18 protein-coding genes are annotated in these 17,694 nt (G+C 62.1%); 8 read left to right on the top strand and 10 right to left on the bottom strand.

Annotated elements, in window-relative coordinates:
* Positions 1–45 precede the first annotated feature (45 nt).
* Positions 46–918 (top strand): undecaprenyl-diphosphate phosphatase, encoded by an 873-nt coding sequence (locus tag APH41_RS09790; RefSeq protein WP_034127291.1) that lies wholly within the window; start codon positions 46–48, stop codon positions 916–918.
* A 106-nt stretch (positions 919–1,024) separates the two neighbouring features.
* Here the strand turns inward: APH41_RS09790 and APH41_RS09795 are convergent, their stop codons facing one another.
* The 5 genes from APH41_RS09795 to APH41_RS09815 all read right to left on the bottom strand — a co-directional run bounded on the left by APH41_RS09795 (position 1,025) and on the right by APH41_RS09815 (position 5,553).
* The gene (locus tag APH41_RS09795) at positions 1,025–1,978 is read right to left on the bottom strand and encodes a Dyp-type peroxidase (protein ID WP_054918716.1); all 954 of its coding nucleotides are present in this window, start codon (positions 1,976–1,978) and stop codon (positions 1,025–1,027) included.
* Between the two features lie 46 nt (positions 1,979–2,024).
* Positions 2,025–2,843, bottom strand: a complete 819-nt coding sequence (locus APH41_RS09800; RefSeq protein WP_054918718.1) for a sugar phosphate isomerase/epimerase — start codon at positions 2,841–2,843, stop codon at positions 2,025–2,027.
* A 2-nt stretch (positions 2,844–2,845) separates the two neighbouring features.
* The gene (locus APH41_RS09805; RefSeq protein ID WP_054918720.1) at positions 2,846–4,045 is read right to left on the bottom strand and encodes an NAD(P)/FAD-dependent oxidoreductase; all 1,200 of its coding nucleotides are present in this window, start codon (positions 4,043–4,045) and stop codon (positions 2,846–2,848) included.
* The gene (locus tag APH41_RS09810) at positions 4,042–4,368 is read right to left on the bottom strand and encodes a MocE family 2Fe-2S type ferredoxin (RefSeq protein WP_034127287.1); all 327 of its coding nucleotides are present in this window, start codon (positions 4,366–4,368) and stop codon (positions 4,042–4,044) included. The genes APH41_RS09805 and APH41_RS09810 overlap by 4 nt, the downstream gene beginning before the upstream one ends.
* Positions 4,369–4,470: 102 nt before the next feature.
* Positions 4,471–5,553, bottom strand: coding sequence for a fatty acid desaturase family protein (locus APH41_RS09815; RefSeq protein ID WP_054918722.1), 1,083 nt, complete (start codon positions 5,551–5,553; stop codon positions 4,471–4,473).
* 161 nt (positions 5,554–5,714) lie between these two features.
* On the opposite strand from APH41_RS09815, the gene APH41_RS09820 reads away from it, so the two are divergent.
* The gene (locus APH41_RS09820) at positions 5,715–6,764 is read left to right on the top strand and encodes a LacI family DNA-binding transcriptional regulator (RefSeq protein WP_054898559.1); all 1,050 of its coding nucleotides are present in this window, start codon (positions 5,715–5,717) and stop codon (positions 6,762–6,764) included.
* Between the two features lie 18 nt (positions 6,765–6,782).
* Here the strand turns inward: APH41_RS09820 and APH41_RS09825 are convergent, their stop codons facing one another.
* The gene (locus tag APH41_RS09825; protein WP_054918724.1) at positions 6,783–8,744 is read right to left on the bottom strand and encodes a sigma-54-dependent Fis family transcriptional regulator; all 1,962 of its coding nucleotides are present in this window, start codon (positions 8,742–8,744) and stop codon (positions 6,783–6,785) included.
* 187 nt (positions 8,745–8,931) lie between these two features.
* Between APH41_RS09825 and APH41_RS09830 the strand changes: the two genes are divergently transcribed.
* Genes APH41_RS09830 through APH41_RS09840 form a run of 3 tightly spaced genes read left to right on the top strand, consistent with a single transcriptional unit; the run spans position 8,932 to position 11,673 of the window.
* Positions 8,932–9,948, top strand: coding sequence for a Gfo/Idh/MocA family oxidoreductase (locus tag APH41_RS09830; protein ID WP_054918726.1), 1,017 nt, complete (start codon positions 8,932–8,934; stop codon positions 9,946–9,948).
* Positions 9,948–10,727 carry a TIM barrel protein gene (locus APH41_RS09835; protein ID WP_054898562.1) on the top strand — a complete coding sequence of 260 codons (780 nt, stop codon included), beginning with the start codon at positions 9,948–9,950 and terminating at the stop codon, positions 10,725–10,727. The genes APH41_RS09830 and APH41_RS09835 overlap by 1 nt, the downstream gene beginning before the upstream one ends.
* A gap of 19 nt (positions 10,728–10,746) precedes the next feature.
* A complete protein-coding gene (locus tag APH41_RS09840; protein ID WP_034127281.1) occupies positions 10,747–11,673 on the top strand; it encodes a sugar ABC transporter substrate-binding protein in 927 nt (308 codons plus the stop codon).
* Positions 11,674–11,833: 160 nt separating this feature from the next.
* Here APH41_RS09840 and yghU read toward each other — a convergent pair whose 3' ends face one another.
* Positions 11,834–12,661 (bottom strand): glutathione-dependent disulfide-bond oxidoreductase, encoded by an 828-nt coding sequence (gene yghU / locus APH41_RS09845; protein WP_034127280.1) that lies wholly within the window; start codon positions 12,659–12,661, stop codon positions 11,834–11,836.
* 95 nt (positions 12,662–12,756) lie between these two features.
* On the opposite strand from yghU, the gene mug reads away from it, so the two are divergent.
* Both mug and APH41_RS09855 read left to right on the top strand, forming a co-directional pair.
* Complete coding sequence (gene mug, locus APH41_RS09850) at positions 12,757–13,290, top strand: G/U mismatch-specific DNA glycosylase (protein WP_054918728.1); 534 nt, start codon at positions 12,757–12,759, stop codon at positions 13,288–13,290.
* 30 nt (positions 13,291–13,320) lie between these two features.
* Positions 13,321–13,917, top strand: a complete 597-nt coding sequence (locus tag APH41_RS09855; RefSeq protein WP_034127278.1) for a glutathione S-transferase family protein — start codon at positions 13,321–13,323, stop codon at positions 13,915–13,917.
* A gap of 132 nt (positions 13,918–14,049) precedes the next feature.
* Here APH41_RS09855 and APH41_RS09860 read toward each other — a convergent pair whose 3' ends face one another.
* A complete protein-coding gene (locus APH41_RS09860) occupies positions 14,050–14,817 on the bottom strand; it encodes an SDR family NAD(P)-dependent oxidoreductase (protein WP_054918730.1) in 768 nt (255 codons plus the stop codon).
* Between the two features lie 138 nt (positions 14,818–14,955).
* Between APH41_RS09860 and APH41_RS09865 the strand changes: the two genes are divergently transcribed.
* Positions 14,956–16,104 (top strand): aldose epimerase family protein, encoded by a 1,149-nt coding sequence (locus tag APH41_RS09865; RefSeq protein WP_054898567.1) that lies wholly within the window; start codon positions 14,956–14,958, stop codon positions 16,102–16,104.
* Between the two features lie 115 nt (positions 16,105–16,219).
* On the opposite strand, the gene araH is transcribed toward APH41_RS09865, so the two are convergent.
* Positions 16,220–17,188 carry an L-arabinose ABC transporter permease AraH gene (gene araH / locus APH41_RS09870; RefSeq protein WP_054918732.1) on the bottom strand — a complete coding sequence of 323 codons (969 nt, stop codon included), beginning with the start codon at positions 17,186–17,188 and terminating at the stop codon, positions 16,220–16,222.
* Between the two features lie 9 nt (positions 17,189–17,197).
* A partial coding sequence (locus APH41_RS09875) for an ATP-binding cassette domain-containing protein (protein WP_156359040.1) occupies positions 17,198–17,694 on the bottom strand: 497 nt, incomplete at its 5' end.

A 17,694-nucleotide genomic window follows, 5' to 3' on the forward strand; every position in this document is an offset into this window, starting at 1 on the left:
AGAATAAACTTCGCCGGTTTCCCCTATTGCTCAAGGACACGTATTTTGACCAACGTCTGTACCGCCGGCCTGGATGTGGGCTTTGCCTCCCTGGATTACCTGCAAATCTTCATCCTTGGGGTGATCCAGGGCATTACTGAATTGCTGCCGGTGTCGTCCACCGCCCATATGCGCGTTGTGCCCGCCCTGCTCGGCTGGCAAGACCCCGGCTCGGCGTTTTCCGCGGCCATGCAATTGGCGGCGCTGGCGGCGGTAGTCAGCTATTTCTGGCGCGATGTGCGTCAGGTCACCACCGGCAGCATCAGTGCGGTGCGCCGGGGCGACTACAACGACCGCTGGTTCAAGCTCGCCGTGGCGATTGTGCTGGCAACCGTACCGATTGGCATCGCCGGCCTGGCGTTGTCGTCGACCTTGAATGCGTGCAACTCACCCTTGCGCGGGCTGATGGTGATCGGCATTTCCTGCGTGGTGATGGCGGTGCTGCTGGCAGTGGCCGAACTGCGTGCCCGGCATACACGCGACGTGAGCCAAATGCGCCTGCGCGATGCCTTGATTGTGGGAGTTGCGCAGATTGGCGCGTTGATACCGGGCGTATCGCGTTCGGGCTCCACGTTGACCGCAGCGCTGTTCCTGAACTTCAAACGCGAAGAGGCAGCGCGGTTTTCCTTCCTGCTGGGCTTGCCGGCCATCGCCCTGGCCGGCTTGAAAGAGTTGTGGGTGCTGCTGCGCGCCGACCTGCCCGCCCACGCCTGGCCGCACTTGATCTTTGGCTTGGTGGTGGCGAGCATCTCGGCGTTCTTTGCCATCTGGGGCCTGATGAAATTTCTGGAGCGTTTCTCCACCTGGCCGTTCGTGATCTACCGTGCGCTGCTGGGGGTGTTTTTGATCGTGGCCGTCAGCACCGGCCTGCTTACCTGACCCTTGTAGGAGCGAGCTTGCTCGCGAAAAACCCAAGGCCACCGCGTACATACAGAATGCCCGCGTTATCGTTGACGTTTTTCGCGAGCAAGCTCGCTCCTACAGGTTATTGGCGGTCGGCCAGTGCTTCGAGCAAGTCGGCCGAGGGCACGAAGAACAGGCCGCCGGTCACCGCCGTGCTGAAGTCGAGCAAGCGGTCGTAATTGCCGGCCGGGCGGCCGACGAACATGTTTTCCAGCATCTGTTCCAGAGGCTGAGGCGAGCGTGCGTAGCCGATGAAATAAGTGCCGAATTCGCCCGCGCCTGGGCGGCCGAAGGGCATGTTGTCGCGCAGGATCTTCACTTCTTCACCGTCCTGGTCAGTGATCACTGTCAGGGCGCTGTGGGAGTTGCTCGGCTTGGCGTCTTCGTCCAGTTCGATGTCCGATAATTTGGTGCGCCCGATCACCTTCTCTTGAGCCTCCACCGTCAAGCCATTCCACGCGGTCATGTTGTGCAGGTATTTCTGCACCAGCACATAGCTGCCGCCTTCGAACTCAGGGTCTTCATCGCCCACCAGGGTAAACGCCTCGGCCTTGCGCCCCACCGGGTTCTCGGTGCCGTCGACGAAACCGATGATGCTGCGCATATCGAAGTAGCGAAAGCCCTGGACCTCATCGACCACCTTCACGCTATCACCCAGGGCCGCCATCAGCTGGGTCGCCAGCTCGAAACACAGGTCCATCTGCTCGGCACGGATGTGCAGCAGGATGTCGCCGGGGGTCGACACTGCCTTGCGCCCTTGCACACCGAACTCGCGAAACGGATGCAAGGCCGCCGGGCGCGGCGCGCCGAACAGGCGGTCCCAGGCATCCGAGCCAAACCCGCAAACGCAAGTCAGGTTGCCCGAGGGCACGCGCTTGCCTACCGAGCGCACCAGGCCTGCGATGTCGGCGCACCAGGCCCGCACGTTTTCAACCGCATCGGGCGCCAGGGTGGCGACCATGAAGATCGCGCTGCTGGTGATCGGGTGGCACACCGATTGTGGTTCGAGCGGGGGACGGACGGGGCAGGTTTTCATGGGCATTCCACAGGCTGAGGGCGGTGAACCCGCGCAGATTAGCAGATCATCGATGGCAACTGGCCCACACCAGGCGAATCAGGGCTTTGAGCTTGAGCGCCTCGGCCCAGCGATCGGTGAGTTCGCGGCCCTGTGCGTCGGTAATCGCATAGGGTGGCGGGCCCAACTCGCAAGTGAAGGACAAGCTCTGCGGACTGTCAGCGCGGCCCAGCCAGTGTTCGATCCCGTAGCGCCACCAGCCGGTAAACCGCTCGACCCACGGTTGGTGCTGGGGGAAATCCAGACCAACCTGCACCTGTTCGCTGCTGGCGATGCGGCCATGAAAGCCCCAGCTGTGACGCAGGATGGTGCGTATCTGTTCGTCGTCTTCCACACTGCCGGGCTCGGGCAACTCGCGGCCAACCACGTAGTGGGAAAGGTCTGCGAGCAGTTTCAGATCGGGCATCTGTGCCAGCAGATCGAGGGTGAACAATAGGTCGTTGGTGAGCCGGTAACGGTGGGTTTCCAGCAGGATCGGGAAGTCCACCTGTTCGGCCAGGCGTTGCCAGCCGTCGATCAGCCTGGCCGCCTCGGCCTGGGTACGCGGGCGCACGTCGGCTTGCAAGGTGAGGTGGTGACAGCCGTGACGGCTGATCACCTCCAATGCCCTGGCTAGATCTTCCACCGATTGCGGGAACAGTTGCCCTTCAATCTGCAAGCCCCTGGCCGTGGCCGCCGCGTGCAGGCGCTGCACCGATGCAGGTGCCCAGTAATGGTCGGTGATGCCGTCATAACCGGCGGCGGCGATGCGGTCCAGTTGCGCTTCGAGGCTGCCGGGCTCGGTTTGCATGGCCCACATCGATTGGAATACTAACAACTGGTGCATGGTCAGCCTCGCAATAACAGCTTCAGGGATACCTCAGGGTCGGCCAGGCTGGCCGGGTTGAGCGGGATTCGGGCAGTAATCAAGTGCTCGCACAGCTTGATGTCCTTGGCTGCGCGGTTACCCAAGGCCCAACTGCAGGCGCCCTGCAAACGGTGATGGTCGTCCAGGTAGAACAGCAGCTGGCCGCCGTCTGGCAATTCCCGGCGAACCATCAGCGCCGTCATCACCCCGACGGTGTGCAAGCCCCACGCGTATTGATCGGACCAGAAACCCGGGATCGTCTCGAACGCCAGCTCCCGCCCCAGCAGGTTCAACGCCGCGAGACGGCCCTGGGCTTCGGCGTTGCGCCAGGTTTCCTGGCGCTGATAAAGGTCCGCTAGGCGAAACTCGCACACATCCCCCGCCGCATAGATATCCGCCGCACTGGTGCGCAACTGCGCGTCGACACGAATGCCCTGCCCGACTTCCAAGCCCGCCGCCGCGGCCAACTCGATGTTGGGCTGCATGCCAATGCCGACCACCACCAGGTCGCAGGGCAGCCGTTGCCCGTCGACCAGTTGCACGGCGTCGACGTGGATGCACTCCAGCGCGACGTTCAAACGCACATCCACACCCTGCTCACGGTGCAAGGCCAGCAACGCGTCACTGATCACCGGCGGCAAAACCCGCCCTGCCAACCGTGGCCCGGCTTCCAGCAACGTAACCTCGCAGCCCAGGCCCCGCGCTGTCGCCGCCACCTCCAAGCCGATAAAACCACCGCCGACCACCACCAGCCTGGCGCCTGGCTTTAATTCATTGCGCAAGACCAACGCGTCATCATGGGTGCGCAGGTAAAACACGTTGGCCTGCTCTTGGGGTAAGCGTCGCGCCCGGCCTCCGGTGGCCAGCAGCAGGCCGGCGTAGGTCAACCATTGGCCATCGGCCAATTGCAGCCGGTGGTGCTGGGGCTCCAGGCGGCTGACCGGGTTGGCGGCGATATGCTCGACCCCGAGCGCCGCCAACTGCTGGCTGTCGCACAGGCTGCATTGCGCCAGGTCGCTCGAACCTTGCAGCAAGCCCTTGGACAACGGTGGCCGTTCGTAGGGCAGATGCGCTTCATCGCCGATCAGGATCAGGCGCCCGCTGTAGCCTTCTTCACGCAGGGTCAGTGCCGCACGGCCACCAGCATGGCCGGCGCCGACGATGATCAGGGGGGCGTTCATCCTTCGGCCGTGACGGCGAGCAGCACCCGCCCCGCATCCACCCGCACGGGGTAGGTCTTGAGGTTGACGCACACCGGCGCGCCCAAGGCCTTGCCGGAGCGGTAATCAAAGCGCCCGTTGTGCTTGGGGCACTCGATCACATGGTCCATCACCAGGCCGTCGGCCAGGTGGATTTTCTCGTGGGTGCACAGGCCGGCGGTGGCGAAGAATTCGTTATCGGCTGAACGGAACACCGCGTAGGTCTGCGCGCCGTGGTCGAAGCGCAGCACGTCTTCTGCTTCTATTTCGCCCACGGCGCAGACGTCGATCCATTGATCGTTCATACATTTATCTCCAATGACTGGCTCTTACTCTGTGGGGGGAGCTTGCTCGCGCTGGGCTGAGAAGCGGCCCTGGATTCGTCTGTACGGTGTAGGTCTGAAGGGTTATTGGGGCTGCTGCGCAGCCCAGCGGGAGCAAGCTCCCTCGCCACGGGTGGGGCGTTGGACGAAATAGCCGGGGTCGCTGCGCTGGCGCCAGATCGTCGGAATGATTTCCTGGTAGGCCTGCCACAAGTTGGCATACGGCGGCGGGCAGTCGCTGCGGATCTCTTCGTGCAGTTGACTGAGCGCGTGGTAAGGCACCATCGGGTACATGTGATGTTCGAGGTGGTAGTTCATGTTCATGTAGATAAAGCGCAGCACGCGGTTCATGTAGATGGTGCGGCAGTTACTGCGGTGGTCGAGCACATCTTCGGCCAGGCCCACGTGTTGGCTGATTCCAAACAGGTAACCGAGCCACGCGCCATAGAGGCTGGGCAGGCCCACCAGCATCAGCGGCAACCAGCTGTGCAGGTACAGCGCGGTGCCGATGATCAGGGCGTAGAGGCCGCCCCAGATACGTGCATCTCGGTACACCTTGGGCCACTCTGATTCGGGGATGAAGTCCTGCTCCTGGGCGCTCATTCGCCCGAGCGCATGGCGGGCCACGCCGCTGAAAGTCTTCCAGGCCAGAGGCAGGTTGAACAGGCTGAGGGCCATCATCCATAAGCTTGGCGGGCGCGGTTCGACGATCTCCGGGTCACGGCCGACGACGATGGTGTCGGTGTGATGACGAGCATGGCTCCAGCGCCACACGTGGGGTTCGAAGAGGCACATGAAGCTCGCCACCTGATACAGCGCATCGTTCATCCAGCGGGTCTTGAAGGCCGTGCCGTGGCCGGTTTCGTGCCAGCGCGGGTTGGAGGCCGTACCGTAGAGCACACCGTAGGCGATAAAGAATGGCACGCAGGCCCAAGTGCCCCAGAACCAGTAGCCGCCGACACCGGTGGCCAACAACGTCGAGAACCACAGGGCGGTGTCGCGCAAGGCCGGGCCGTCACGGCGTTGCATCAGGGCCTTCATGCGATTGCGCGGGATGGGCGACTGGTACCAACGGGCCGAGACCAGGCCCTTGTCGGCGGCGCGGGCCGCTTCGGGGCCGGTGAGGCTGTAGTCGCGCCGAGCGCGGTGAGCGGTGTGTCCAGGCATTGTTATTGTTCTCCGCAAGCGTGGGTTTCAGGGGCTTTGCGAAACCCACGATAGAGCGCGGTTAAATCACCCTCAAGGCCTTGAATCCATTCCCTATCAAGCTATCATCCAGGCCCAGCGGGGCTTGATAGTTTTCTATCAAGACGCTCAAGGGGCCTGCCATGCACAACAACAAACGCCCAACCATCGCCACCGTTGCCGCCCATGCGGGGCTCAGCGTAGCCACCGTCGACCGCGTGCTGAACGCCCGCGCGCCGGTCAACCCCGGCACGGCCGAACAGGTGTTCCAGGCCGCCGAAGCGGTGGGCTATTTCGCCGCACGGTTGATCGGCCAGCGCATTCGCGAACGTCGGCCCACCTACCGTTTCGGCGTGCTGTTGCTGGGCACAGCCCAAGCCTTTTATGCGCAGTTGGCCCACGCCATCAGCGAGGCAGCGCAGCATCACGCCACCGCCAACCTGAGCTGCCAGTTCGACTACATCAACGACCGCACGCCCTCCGCCATCGTCGCGCAAATCGAACAACTGGCCGTGCAGTGCGACGCCCTCGCGGTAGTCAGCTTCGCCCATCCGTTGATCAACGCCTGCCTGGCGCAGATCCGCACAGCGGGCGTGCCGGTGGTGGCCCTGCTCTCGGACATCCATGAACACGCCGCCGAACCCTATGTGGGCCAGGACAACCACGTGGTCGGGCGCACCATGGGCTGGCTGTTGGCGCGCACTTGCGGCGCACGCAAAGGCAGCGTGGGCATCCTGTTGGGCGGCCATCGTTTTCTCGGCCATCAGGCACGGGTCGAGGGCTTGCACAGCTACCTGGCCGAACACGCGCCGGGGCTCAAGCCGTTGGAGCCGCTGATCAACCTGGACAACTGCGACATCACCGAAGAAGCCACGCTCGACCTGCTCAGCCGCCATACCGATTTGCGTGGGTTATGCGTGGTGGGCGGTGGTGGCGACGGTGTGATCAACGCCCTGGCGCAACTGCCCAAGCGCCCGACGCTGTGCTGCATCCTGCAAGAGTCCACGCCCTTGTCGCGTCAGGCATTGAGCAACGGCTTGATTGATGTGGTGATGGACTCGCAGCCACGGCAGACGGCCGTGGCGCTGGTGGAGTTGCTGGTGCGCTTGCAGAGTGATGAGGGGTTTGACCCATTGAGGCACCGCGTGCATATACCGCCGCAGATAGTGACCCCGGAAAACCTGTGCAGCTGATCGGTTTGGCTTGAGGTTTCAGCGCTCACGGAAATCGGCGGCGCTCAAGCCAAACCGACTCATCTTGTTGTACAGACCGCCCCGCGACACATCCAGTTGCTGTGCGGCCAGACGAATGTTGCCGCGGGTGCTGGTGAGCGCGGCAACGATGGCGTGCATTTCATGGCTGCTCAAATCCTGCGCGGGCTGGGGCTGGTAGGCGCGCAACGTGGTGCGTTGCGGGGTTTCCAGCGGCAAGTCGGTCGATTGAATCAGCTCGCCCATCGCCAGGTTGGTCGCCCGCTCAATGACGTTCTCCAATTCCCGCACGTTGCCCGGCCAACCATGGGCTGACAGCAACGCCAACGCATCCGGCGCGAAACCTTGTACCGCTTTACGTAGCGAGCGGGCACAGCGCTGCAGGAAGTGCCGCGCCAGCAATGGGATATCGTCACGGCGCATGCGCAGTGGCGGCACGCTCAGGTTCAGCACGTTGAGTCGGTAGTAAAGGTCTTCACGAAACGCACCCTCGGCCACCGCCTGGCTCAGGTTGCGATGGGTGGCGGCGATGATGCGCACGTCGACTTGCCGCGATTGCTTGGCCCCGACGCGGGTGATTTCACCCTCCTGCAAAACCCGTAGCAGACTGACCTGGGCATCGAAGGACATGTCGCCGATTTCATCCAGGAAGATGGTGCCGCCATCCGCCAGTTCGAACTTGCCTGCCGCCCCACCCCGCGCCGAGCCGGTGAACGCGCCTTCGACGTGGCCGAACAGTTCGCTCTGCACCAGGTCCCGTGGGATCGCGCCGCAGTTGACCGCCACAAACGGGCCGTTGCAACGCTCGCTGCCGTTATGAATGGCCTGGGCAAACAGTTCCTTGCCGGTGCCGCTTTCGCCGAGGATCAAGGTGGTGGACTCGCTGCGACTGGCGATACGCCCCAAGTGCAGTGCGTCTTGTATGGCCCGCGAGGTGCCCAGGATGGTCTCGAAGGTATAGCGGGCCTGGGTGCCGATAATGCGCCGGGTAATCTCGCGGATACGGCGGTTTTCGCGCACCGACACGATCACCCCACCCTGCTCCAGTGGGCATACCGAAACCAGGCAGGCGAGTTGGCTGCCGTCGTGCAAGTGGAAGGTGCAATCGCGGTCGCGCACAGGCTCACCCAGCGCGTCGCTCAGTTCACTGCGGCCCAGGCGCTGGAAAGGACTGCCGATCAACTCACGCCCTACCCCGAACAATTGCCGCGCATAACGGTTGAGCGCCTTGATGCAGCCACGCTCATCGAGCACCACCAAGCCTTCGTTGAGCACTTCGAGTACGGCCTGTTGTTCTTCCAGCAACACCTGCAGCGCCATCTGCCGCGACACCGCTTCGGCCGCCGCTTGAACGGTGCCCAGGGTATGGAAATGAAACCAGCCGGGCTCGGCGGTCAGGGTGAGCATGGCCAGGGTCTGGCCTTGGGCATCTTTGATCGGCGCGGCGGCGCAGTGCATGTGGCGCTGGCGCAGGCCGCTGGCGAAATTTTCTTCAGCCAGCACATACACCAGGCGATCTTCGGCCAGGGCCAGGCCGGTGCAGTTGGTGCCTTGCACCGATTCGAGCAAGCGACTGCCCACCGGGGTGATGTCCAGCCCGCAAAAATACAGAGTCGTGCCCTCGGCATCCGTGAGGTTGATATGCCCCCGCGGGTTGTAAGCCAGCAATCCATGCATGACCTGCGCGGCGGCGGCGATCAGGGCGCGATGGTGGGCCAGGGTCGCCGCCAGCACATGAGGCGCAACAAAGCGGTAGTCGCTGTTACCGGGCTCGATACCCGCCTCGACACTGCGTCGCCAGGAATCCCAGATGACTTGGCGTACGCCGTCGGGACGCACGACTTGGCCAGCCAGGCATTGGCGCCACGCCTGTTCCAACGCGGCAATGGGCCCGTCGTTCAGCGCGGCAGGCCCCAGGTTCGTGAGGTATTCGAGGTCTTGCACACTGAACGCCTGGGTCATTGCGGTTATCCATGTTCATATTTTCGACATGTCAGTATAGACATGTCACAAACATGAACACTTTTTGTTTAATTAAAATAATAACCCCATATAAATCAGCCAGTTATAAATTGGCACAGGCCTTGCTCCTGCCCCAATGTCACCCAGGACGGTCCTGGGGGCCCACAACAACAAAAGGGGTCGCTTCATGAGTACACAGAACATCCGCCTGGGCTTGATCGGTGCCGGCCGCATGGGCAGCTTCCATGGCCTTACCGCCGCACGCCACATCCCCGGTGCCTGCCTCGCCGCCATCGCCGATCCCGTCCCAGGCCAGGCCGCTCGCCTGGCAGCAGAACTGGGGGTGGACAAGGCCTACACCGACCCGCAACAGCTGCTGGACGACCCGGACATCGACGGCGTGCTCATCGCCGCCCCTGCCCGTAGCCACGCGGAGCTGGTGATCAACGCCGCACGCGCCGGCAAGGGTATCTTCTGCGAAAAGCCCATGGCGATTACCCTGGACGAAGCCGACCGCGCCATCGCCGCCGCTGCCGATGCACGGGTGCCGTTGCAGGTCGGCTTCAATCGGCGCTTCGCCAAGAGCTTTCGCACTGCGCACCTCGACGTCGTCGCCGGACGTATTGGCACGCCGCAGCTGCTACGCTCGCTGACCCGCGACCCGGCGCTGAACAACCCGGCCAACTCACCGCAATGGGTGATCTTCCTCGAAACCCTGATCCACGACTTCGACACCTTGCGCTACCTCAACCCTGAGGCCGAAGTGGTACAGGTGCAGGTGATGGCCGACGCGCTGATTGCCCCGCAATTCAAAAGCCAAGGTTTGCTCGACACCGCCGTGGTCACCCTGCGCTTTGACAACGGCGCCATTGCCACCGCCGAAGCCAGCTTCCAGGCCGTGTATGGCTACGACGTGCGCGGCGAAGTGTTCGGCAGCAAGGGCATGCTGAGCATGGGCAGCCTTAACGACTGCGACCTGGTGCGCTACCTGGCCGAGGGCATCCAGGCAGACACCCAGCGGATGGACACCGACCTGCTGCGCGACGCCTACATTGCCGAGCTCAACCACTTTGTCGACTGCCTGCGCAGCGGCGCCAAGCCCCTGGCCAGCGGTGAAGATGCGCGTGCAGCCCTGGCAATTGCCCGTGCCTGCATTGAGTCGTACCAAACCGGCAAGGCCGTGGCCGTTCAAGGAGCCCGCTAATGATGCCGTTCAAATTGGCCGTCAGTGCCGAAATGGTGTTTCTCGAACTGCCCTTCATCGAACGGGTCAAACGTATTCATGCCTTGGGCTTCAGCGCCGAAATCTGGAGTTGGGCCGACAAGGACATCAATGCCTTGGCGGCGACCGGCGCGGACTTCACCTCGATGACCGGCTACCTCACCGGCACCCTCACCGACCCCGACGGCATCCGCCAATTGCTCGACAGCGCCCGTGAGTCCCTGGGCATTGCCGAGCGCCTCAATTGTCCCAGCCTCAATCTGCATGGCACGGGCCTGGGTGAAGGCGGCCTGCCCGTGCAGCCCGTCAGCCACACCACCGGGCGCATGTGGCTGAGCGCTTGCAAGAGCCTGGAAAAAATCGCGCGCCTGGGAGAAGACGCCGGCCGCGTGTTCCTGCTGGAAAACCTCAACACCGCCGTCGATCACCCAGGTACACCGTTCGCACGTGCCGACGACACCCTGGCCCTGATCGAAGCCGTCGGCAGCCCGCATTTGAAGATGAACCTGGACCTGTACCACGCGCAGATTGGCGAAGGTAACCTGATCGAATTGATCCAGCGCGCTGGCAGCGCCATCGGCGAAATCCAGGTCGCTGATGTGCCTGGACGCAAGGAGCCCGGCACGGGCGAAATCCACTACCCGGCCATTGCCCGGGCCTTGCACGCCATGGGTTACACCGGTGTGGTCGGCCTGGAGGGCTGGGCCAGCGGCGACAGCGAGTCGGCCCTGGAGCGTTTCCGTCAGGCATTCACCCTATAACAATAAAAGGAACAGCCTCATGCACCGTTATTCATTACTAGTGGCCGCGCTGTTGTTGGTGTTCAGCCAGTGGACCTTCGCTGCCTATCGCATCGGCGTGAGCATTGCCCGGGTGGACGATAACTTCATGACCTATGTGCGCACCGGCCTGGAGGCGGCAGCGAAACACCAGGACGTGCAGATCCAATTCGAAGACGCCCAGGGCGATGTAGTGCGCCAGCTCAATCAGGTCGAAGGCTTTCTCAACCAGAAGGTCGATGCGGTGATCGTGCTGCCGGTCGACACCGCCGCCACCGCCAACATCACCCGCGCTGCCGTGGCGGCGAAGACACCGCTGGTGTACGTCAACCGCCACCCGGATGAGCGTACGCTGCCTGAGGGCGTGGTCACCGTGGCCTCCAACGACATCGAAGCGGGGCAATTGCAGATGCGTTACCTCGCCCAAAAACTGGGTGGCAAAGGCAACGTGGCGATCGTCATGGGCGACCTTGCGCAGAACGCCACCCATGCCCGCACCGAGGGGGTCAAACAGGTGCTCAAGGACTTTCCTGGGATCAAGATCGTCGAGCAACAAAGCGCCGAATGGCAGCGCAGCAAGGGGATGGACCTGACCAGCAACTGGTTGCTGGCCGGTACCCCGTTCAATGCCATTGTCGCCAACAACGATGAAATGGCGATTGGCGCGGCCATGGCCTTGCAGCAAGCGGGCAAGGCCAAGGGCGAGATTGCGATTGTCGGCATCGACGGCTTGCCCGATGGCCTGGCAGCGATCAAGCGCGGGCTGCTGGCGGGCTCAGTGTTCCAAGACCCCAAGGCCCAGGCTGCCCAGGCCGTGCAAGCGGCGGTGCGGATGATCAAGGGCGAGCAAGTTGACGCGCAGGTGTGGGTGCCTTTCGAGCTGATCACGCCTGAGCAGGTGGGGGTGTTTGAGCAGCGCTACAAATAACTCGAACAATCAGCTGGATACTATCGAAGGCAGAAGCGGCAACTGTGGCGAGGGAGCTTGCTCCCGCTGGACTGCGTAGCAGTCCCAGCCTTTTTAAACAAAGAGCGGGGCCGCTTCGCGCCCCAGCGGGAGCAAGCTCCCTCGCCACGTGGTTATCGTATCAATCCAGGTCACTTGCATCATGGCGCTCGGGCAACTGATCATCCCCCGACACCCGGTTCACCCGCCGCCCACGCTGCACCGCCGGCCGCGCATCAATCGCATCCGCCCAGCGCATCACATGCTTGTATTCATGCACCGACAAAAACTCTGCCGCACCATACAAACGGCCTTTGACCAACCCACCGTACCAAGGCCATATGGCGATATCGGCAATGGTGTATTCATCCCCGGCGATGTATTGGCTGACCGCCAGGCGCTTATCCAGCACATCCAATTGGCGCTTGGTCTCCATGGCGAAGCGGTTGATCGGGTATTCCATCTTGCTCGGCGCATAGGCATAGAAATGCCCAAAGCCGCCCCCCAGGTAAGGCGCGCTGCCCATCTGCCAGAACAGCCACGACAGGCATTCAGCCCGTGCGGCGGGCTCCGTGGGCAGGAACGCACCGAACTTCTCGGCCAGGTACTGCAAAATCGCGCCTGATTCGAACACGCGAATCGGTGTGGCGCCGCTGTGGTCCATCAGCGCCGGAATCTTCGAGTTCGGGTTCACCGCCACAAAGCCACTGCCGAACTGGTCGCCGTCGCCGATCTTGATCAGCCAGGCGTCGTATTCCGCGCCGCTGTGCCCCAGGGCCAGCAGCTCTTCCAGCAGGATCGTGACCTTCTGCCCATTGGGCGTGGCCAGGGAGTATAACTGCAGCGGGTGCTTGCCCACCGGCAGCGGCTTTTCGTGAGTGGCGCCGGCGATGGGCCGGTTGATGCTGGCGAAGGTGCCGCCGCTTTCGGTGTCCCAGGTCCAGACTTTGGCAGGTACGTACTCGGTCATAATCAATGCTCCAGAGGCGCTTGCGATCAACTAAGCGCTCCAGACTAAACCAAAGGTCGATGATTCGTCACACCTATCAGCATGGAAGATCCGGCATGAATGATCGACTCGACGACCTCCTCGCCGACCACTTGCACGTACTGTTCTGCGGCATCAACCCTGGCAAGGGCTCGGCAGCCCTCGGCCTGCATTTTGCCAATCGCAGCAATCGTTTCTGGCGCACCGTGCACCTGGCCGGTTTCACGCCCAATGAAATTCGCCCGCAAGACGGCGCCACCTTGCTGCACTACGGTTGCGGATTGACCACTTTGGTGGCACGGCCAACGGCCAGTGCAGGCGAGTTGGCGCGGCATGAGTTCCAGGACGCGGCTGCGGCGCTCGAACATAAAGTTCGCCGCCATGCCCCGCGTTTCGTCGCGTTCCTCGGCAAGCCCGGCTATAGCGCACTGACCGGCCAGCGCGAGGTCGCCTGGGGTTTGCAAGCGCAGCTACTGGGCGACGCCTGGGTATGGGTGCTGCCCAACCCCAGCGGGCGCAACCTGGCGTTCAGCCTGGATCAATTGGTGCAGGCGTATCGGCTGCTGCACAACGCCGTTGCGCAATCCAGGCCCGCGCCCTTAATCTCGTGAGCCCAACACCCTGTAAGCAATGGAGGCTGCATGAAACTGGTCGGAATGCTGGACTCGCCCTACGTACGCCGCGTGGCTGTTTCCCTGGAGTTATACGGGGTGGACTTTGTGCATGAACCGCTGTCGGTGTTCAGTACTTACGCTGAATTTGCCCAGATCAACCCGGTGGTCAAGGCCCCTTCCCTGGTGCTGGACGATGGGACGATGCTGATGGATTCGAGCCTGATCCTCGATTACCTGGAAGCGCTGGCGCCGGCTGACAAAAAGCTGCTGCCCCAACAACCGGCGGCACGCGCCCGCGACCTGCAACTGCTTGGGCTCGCGCTGGCGGCCTGTGAAAAAAGCGTGCAGATCGTCTATGAACACAACCTGCGCCCCGCTGAAAAATTGCATGCGCCTTGGCTTGAGCGCGTTACCGGGCAATTGCTGGCGGCCTATACGTTGCTGGACAAGCAACTGGCGGGCAACGAGGCGCTGACCCAGGCCTCCCTCACCGCAGCGGTCGCCTGGTCGTTCAGCCAGTTCACCGTGGCCTCGGTGGTGAAGGCCGATGCGTTCCCCAACCTCAAGCGCCATGCTGAACGCCTGGAGCAGCACCCGGCGTTCAAGCGTTACCCCATCGAATGAACTCGCCCTAATGTGTAGGAGCGAGCTTGCTCGCGAAAAACTCATAGACGCCGCGTTTACTCAGGCTACACGCGTTATCGTTGACGTTTTTCGCGAGCAAGCTCGCTCCTACAGGGAGCCCTGTTGGTGTCGCTACACCCACCCGCCGTCGACGATAAAGTTCTGCGCCGAGCACATCGCCGAGGCATCCGAGGCCAAAAACAGCGCCATGTTGGCGATGTGTTCCGGCATCACGCTGCCGGGCAGGCACTGACTGCGGGCGATGAGCTCCTTGGCGGCGTCGTCGACCCACATGGCCAGTTGTTTTTCGGTCATCACCCAACCCGGCACCAAGGTGTTGACGCGGATATGGTTGGGCCCCAGTTCACGCGCCAGGGCTCGGGTCATGCCGTGAGCGGCAGCCTTGCTGGCGGCGTATACGGGGTAGCCGGCCGAGGCCATCATCCAGCCCACCGAGCCCAGGTTGATGATCGAGCCGCTACCGGCCTCCTTCATCATGGGCACCACCGCCTTTGCGGCAAAGAAGGCGTGCTTGAGGTTGACCGCAATCAGTTGGTCGAACATGTGCGAGTCGATTTCTTCCAGGCTGTGGCGCACATCGTTCGCCGCATTGTTGACCAGTACCGTGATCGACCCCAGGGAGTGCTCGAAACGCCCGATCGCCGCACGGTAGCCGATCTCGTCGGTGATATCGCAGCACTCGAACTCGACACTGTGCCCTTTGGAGTTCAGCAGCGCCGCCAGGCGTTCACCCTGGCTCTGTGCACGGTCCACAAACGCCACCTTGGCACCCTGCGCGGCGAAGGCCCGCACCATGAACTCGCCAATCCCCGAAGCCCCGCCGGAAACCAGCACGGTTTTGTCCTTGAGGTCGGGATAAATCGCTTGCTGGGTAGTCATAACAATCAGTGCTCCGCTTAATTAGTCTTATTTTATTTTGCAAGAACGGCGTTAAAGGCTATAAATCTGCTGTCATATCGACAAAATATCTCAAATTAGTAGAACTATTCCAGCAAAACAACAAAAGGAAGTTCGACCATGAAGCACCCTCGATACCTGCTGTCCGGCCTCGCGCTGTCTATGCTGATCGCCAGCGGCGGCGCGCACGCAGCCGGCCTTAGCAGCGAACACAAACCCTTCGGTAAAACCAACGATGGCACCGCCGTCGAACAATACGTGTTGCGCAACAGCCACGGCATGCAAGCCACGGTGATCACTTACGGCGGTGTGCTGCAGTCGCTCAAGGTGCCGGACAAACACGGCAAGCTCGACGACGTGGTGCTGGGCTTCGACGACGTGCAAGGCTATCAAGGCGGTACCGCGTTTTTTGGCGCCACCATCGGCCGCTTCGGCAATCGCCTGGCCGGCGGCGCCTTCGAACTCGACGGCAAACGCTACCAGGTGCCGCTCAACGACGGCCCCAACTCATTGCATGGCGGCGCCCAGGGCTTCGACAAGCAGGTGTGGCAAGCCAAATCGGTCAAGGACAAAGACTCGGTGGGGGTCACCCTCACCTACCTGTCCAAGGACGGGGAAATGGGCTTTCCGGGCAACTTGAAGACCGAGGTCACCTACCGCCTCAACGACAACAACGAACTGCACATCGACTACACCGCCACCACCGACAAGCCCACGGTGCTCAACCTCACCAACCACAGCTACTTCAACCTGGCCGGCGCGGGCAATGGCGACATTCTCAAGCAGGTCGCCACCTTGCACGCCAGCCACTACACACCGGTGAATGCCACCTTGATTCCCACCGGCGAACTGGCGCCGGTCAAGGGCACGCCAATGGACTTCCTGAAGCCCACACCCATCGGCCAGCACATCAAGGCAGACCATCCGCAGCTTAAATTCGCCGAGCCCAAGCAAGGTGGCTTCGACTTCAACTGGGCGCTGGATACCAAAGGGGACGTCAAGCAGTTGGCCGCCGAGGTGCATGATCCTGAATCAGGACGGCGTTTGCAGCTCTACACCACAGAGCCCGGCGTACAGTTTTATACCAGCAACTTCCTCGACGGTTCGGTGAAGGGCAAAGGCGGCAAGACCTATCAGCATTGGAGTGGGTTTACTTTGGAGACTCAGCATTTTCCGGATGCGCCTAACCAACCGAGTTTTGCCTCGACCCGCTTGAATCCTGGGCAGACTTACACCCAACACACTATTTTCAAGTTCACCGCTGATTAAATTGTGGGAGCTGGCTTGCCTGCGATAGCGGTGGCACAGGCTACACAATTATTGCCTGAACCAACGCTATCGCAGGCAAGCCAGCTCCCACATTGGTTTTTCACAGCGCCTGGGCTCAGCGTTGTTTCATGCGGTCGATGACCACGGCCAATAGCAGGATCGAACCACGGATCACATACTGGTAGAAGGTATCGATGTTCTTCAGGTTCATCGCATTCTCGATGATCGCCAGAATCAACACCCCGGCAATCACATGGCGGATCATGCCGATGCCGCCGCTCAGCGACACCCCACCCAGCACGCAGGCCGAGATCACCGTCAGCTCGAAGCCCTGGCCGATCATCGGCTGGCCGGAGGTCATGCGTGAAGCCAGGATCACTCCCGCCAGCGCGCCAATCAGGCCGTGCACGGCAAATATCAGGATCTTGGTGCGGTCAACGTTCACGCCCGCCAGCAGCGCCGCCTCCGGGTTACCGCCGATGGCCATGGTGTTGCGCCCATAGGTGGTGTAGTTGAGCAGCCAGCCGAAAAACAGGAAGCAGACAATAGTGATCAGGATCGGCACCGGCACGCCGAACAATTGGCCGTTGCCGAACACGAAGAATTGCTCCTGGGACACGCCTACCGCCTTGCCGTCGGCAAAGATGTAAGCCAGGCCGCGCACGATTTGCAGGGTCGCCAGCGTAGTGATCAAGGCGTTGACCCGCAGCTTGGCGATCACGATGCCATTGATCAACCCCACCATCAGGCCCATCAGCAGCGCTGCGCCAATGCCCAGCATCACGCTGTCGGTATCGCGCATCACAATCGCCGCAACCACGCCGGCGCAGGCGATCACCGAGCCTACCGACAAGTCGAAGTGCCCCGAGGCCAGGCAGAACAGCATGGTGCACGCGGCGATGCCCACAGTGGAAATAGCCAGGCCCAGACCGCGCATGTTCAGTGGCGAGAGGAAGTTATCGATCAGCAGCGCGCACAGTACGAAGATGCCCACCGCCGCCAAGAGCATCGCCCAGTTATCGAGCAATGCGCGCATATCGAGGGGTTTGCGTGCCGAGGGCAGCGCGTTGTTTTGGATAGTCATGGTCGTCTCTCAGTTCGCCAGGCCGCGTGGCAAGGCCAGTTGCAGCAGGTTGGATTCAGTCGCGTGCTCGCGCAGTTGTTCGCCGCGCAGGGCGCCTTCGCACAGCACCAGGATGCGGTCGGAGATGCCCATCACTTCCATCAGGTCGCTGGACACCACGATCACCGCTATACCGCTGGCCGCCAGGTTATGGATGATCTGGTAGATCTCCGACTTGGCGCCGATGTCGATACCCCGGGTGGGTTCGTCCAGCAGCAGGATCTTCATCGGCATCGACAACCAGCGGCCAAGGATGGCTTTCTGTTGGTTGCCACCGGACAGGTACAGGATCTTCTGCGCCGCGTTCGGCGTTTTGACCCGCATCGCCTGGATCTGCCGGTCGGCGTTACCTTTCTCCCAGCCTTCGCGCAACAGCCAGCCAAAGGTGGAATGGGCGCCACGGGCGCTGATGTTGATGTTCTCAGCGACGCTGCCCAGCGGGATGATGCCCTCTTTCTTGCGATCCT

Source organism: Pseudomonas sp. NBRC 111138 (assembly GCF_001320835.1).
GTDB classification, from domain to species: domain Bacteria; phylum Pseudomonadota; class Gammaproteobacteria; order Pseudomonadales; family Pseudomonadaceae; genus Aquipseudomonas; species Aquipseudomonas paracarnis.

Excerpts from the sequence above, each read along its gene's own strand:
- APH41_RS09795 (WP_054918716.1), bottom strand. The coding sequence starts at position 1,978 with ATGAAAACCTGCCCCGTCCGTCCCCCGCTCGAACCACAATCGGTGTGC.
- APH41_RS09800 (WP_054918718.1), bottom strand. The coding sequence starts at position 2,843 with ATGCACCAGTTGTTAGTATTCCAATCGATGTGGGCCATGCAAACCGAG.
- APH41_RS09805 (WP_054918720.1), bottom strand. The coding sequence starts at position 4,045 with ATGAACGCCCCCCTGATCATCGTCGGCGCCGGCCATGCTGGTGGCCGT.
- APH41_RS09810 (WP_034127287.1), bottom strand. The coding sequence starts at position 4,368 with ATGAACGATCAATGGATCGACGTCTGCGCCGTGGGCGAAATAGAAGCA.
- APH41_RS09815 (WP_054918722.1), bottom strand. The coding sequence starts at position 5,553 with ATGCCTGGACACACCGCTCACCGCGCTCGGCGCGACTACAGCCTCACC.
- APH41_RS09820 (WP_054898559.1), top strand. The coding sequence starts at position 5,715 with ATGCACAACAACAAACGCCCAACCATCGCCACCGTTGCCGCCCATGCG.
- APH41_RS09825 (WP_054918724.1), bottom strand. The coding sequence starts at position 8,744 with ATGACCCAGGCGTTCAGTGTGCAAGACCTCGAATACCTCACGAACCTG.
- APH41_RS09830 (WP_054918726.1), top strand. The coding sequence starts at position 8,932 with ATGAGTACACAGAACATCCGCCTGGGCTTGATCGGTGCCGGCCGCATG.
- APH41_RS09835 (WP_054898562.1), top strand. The coding sequence starts at position 9,948 with ATGATGCCGTTCAAATTGGCCGTCAGTGCCGAAATGGTGTTTCTCGAA.
- APH41_RS09840 (WP_034127281.1), top strand. The coding sequence starts at position 10,747 with ATGCACCGTTATTCATTACTAGTGGCCGCGCTGTTGTTGGTGTTCAGC.
- yghU (WP_034127280.1), bottom strand. The coding sequence starts at position 12,661 with ATGACCGAGTACGTACCTGCCAAAGTCTGGACCTGGGACACCGAAAGC.
- mug (WP_054918728.1), top strand. The coding sequence starts at position 12,757 with ATGAATGATCGACTCGACGACCTCCTCGCCGACCACTTGCACGTACTG.
- APH41_RS09855 (WP_034127278.1), top strand. The coding sequence starts at position 13,321 with ATGAAACTGGTCGGAATGCTGGACTCGCCCTACGTACGCCGCGTGGCT.
- APH41_RS09860 (WP_054918730.1), bottom strand. The coding sequence starts at position 14,817 with ATGACTACCCAGCAAGCGATTTATCCCGACCTCAAGGACAAAACCGTG.
- APH41_RS09865 (WP_054898567.1), top strand. The coding sequence starts at position 14,956 with ATGAAGCACCCTCGATACCTGCTGTCCGGCCTCGCGCTGTCTATGCTG.
- araH (WP_054918732.1), bottom strand. The coding sequence starts at position 17,188 with ATGACTATCCAAAACAACGCGCTGCCCTCGGCACGCAAACCCCTCGAT.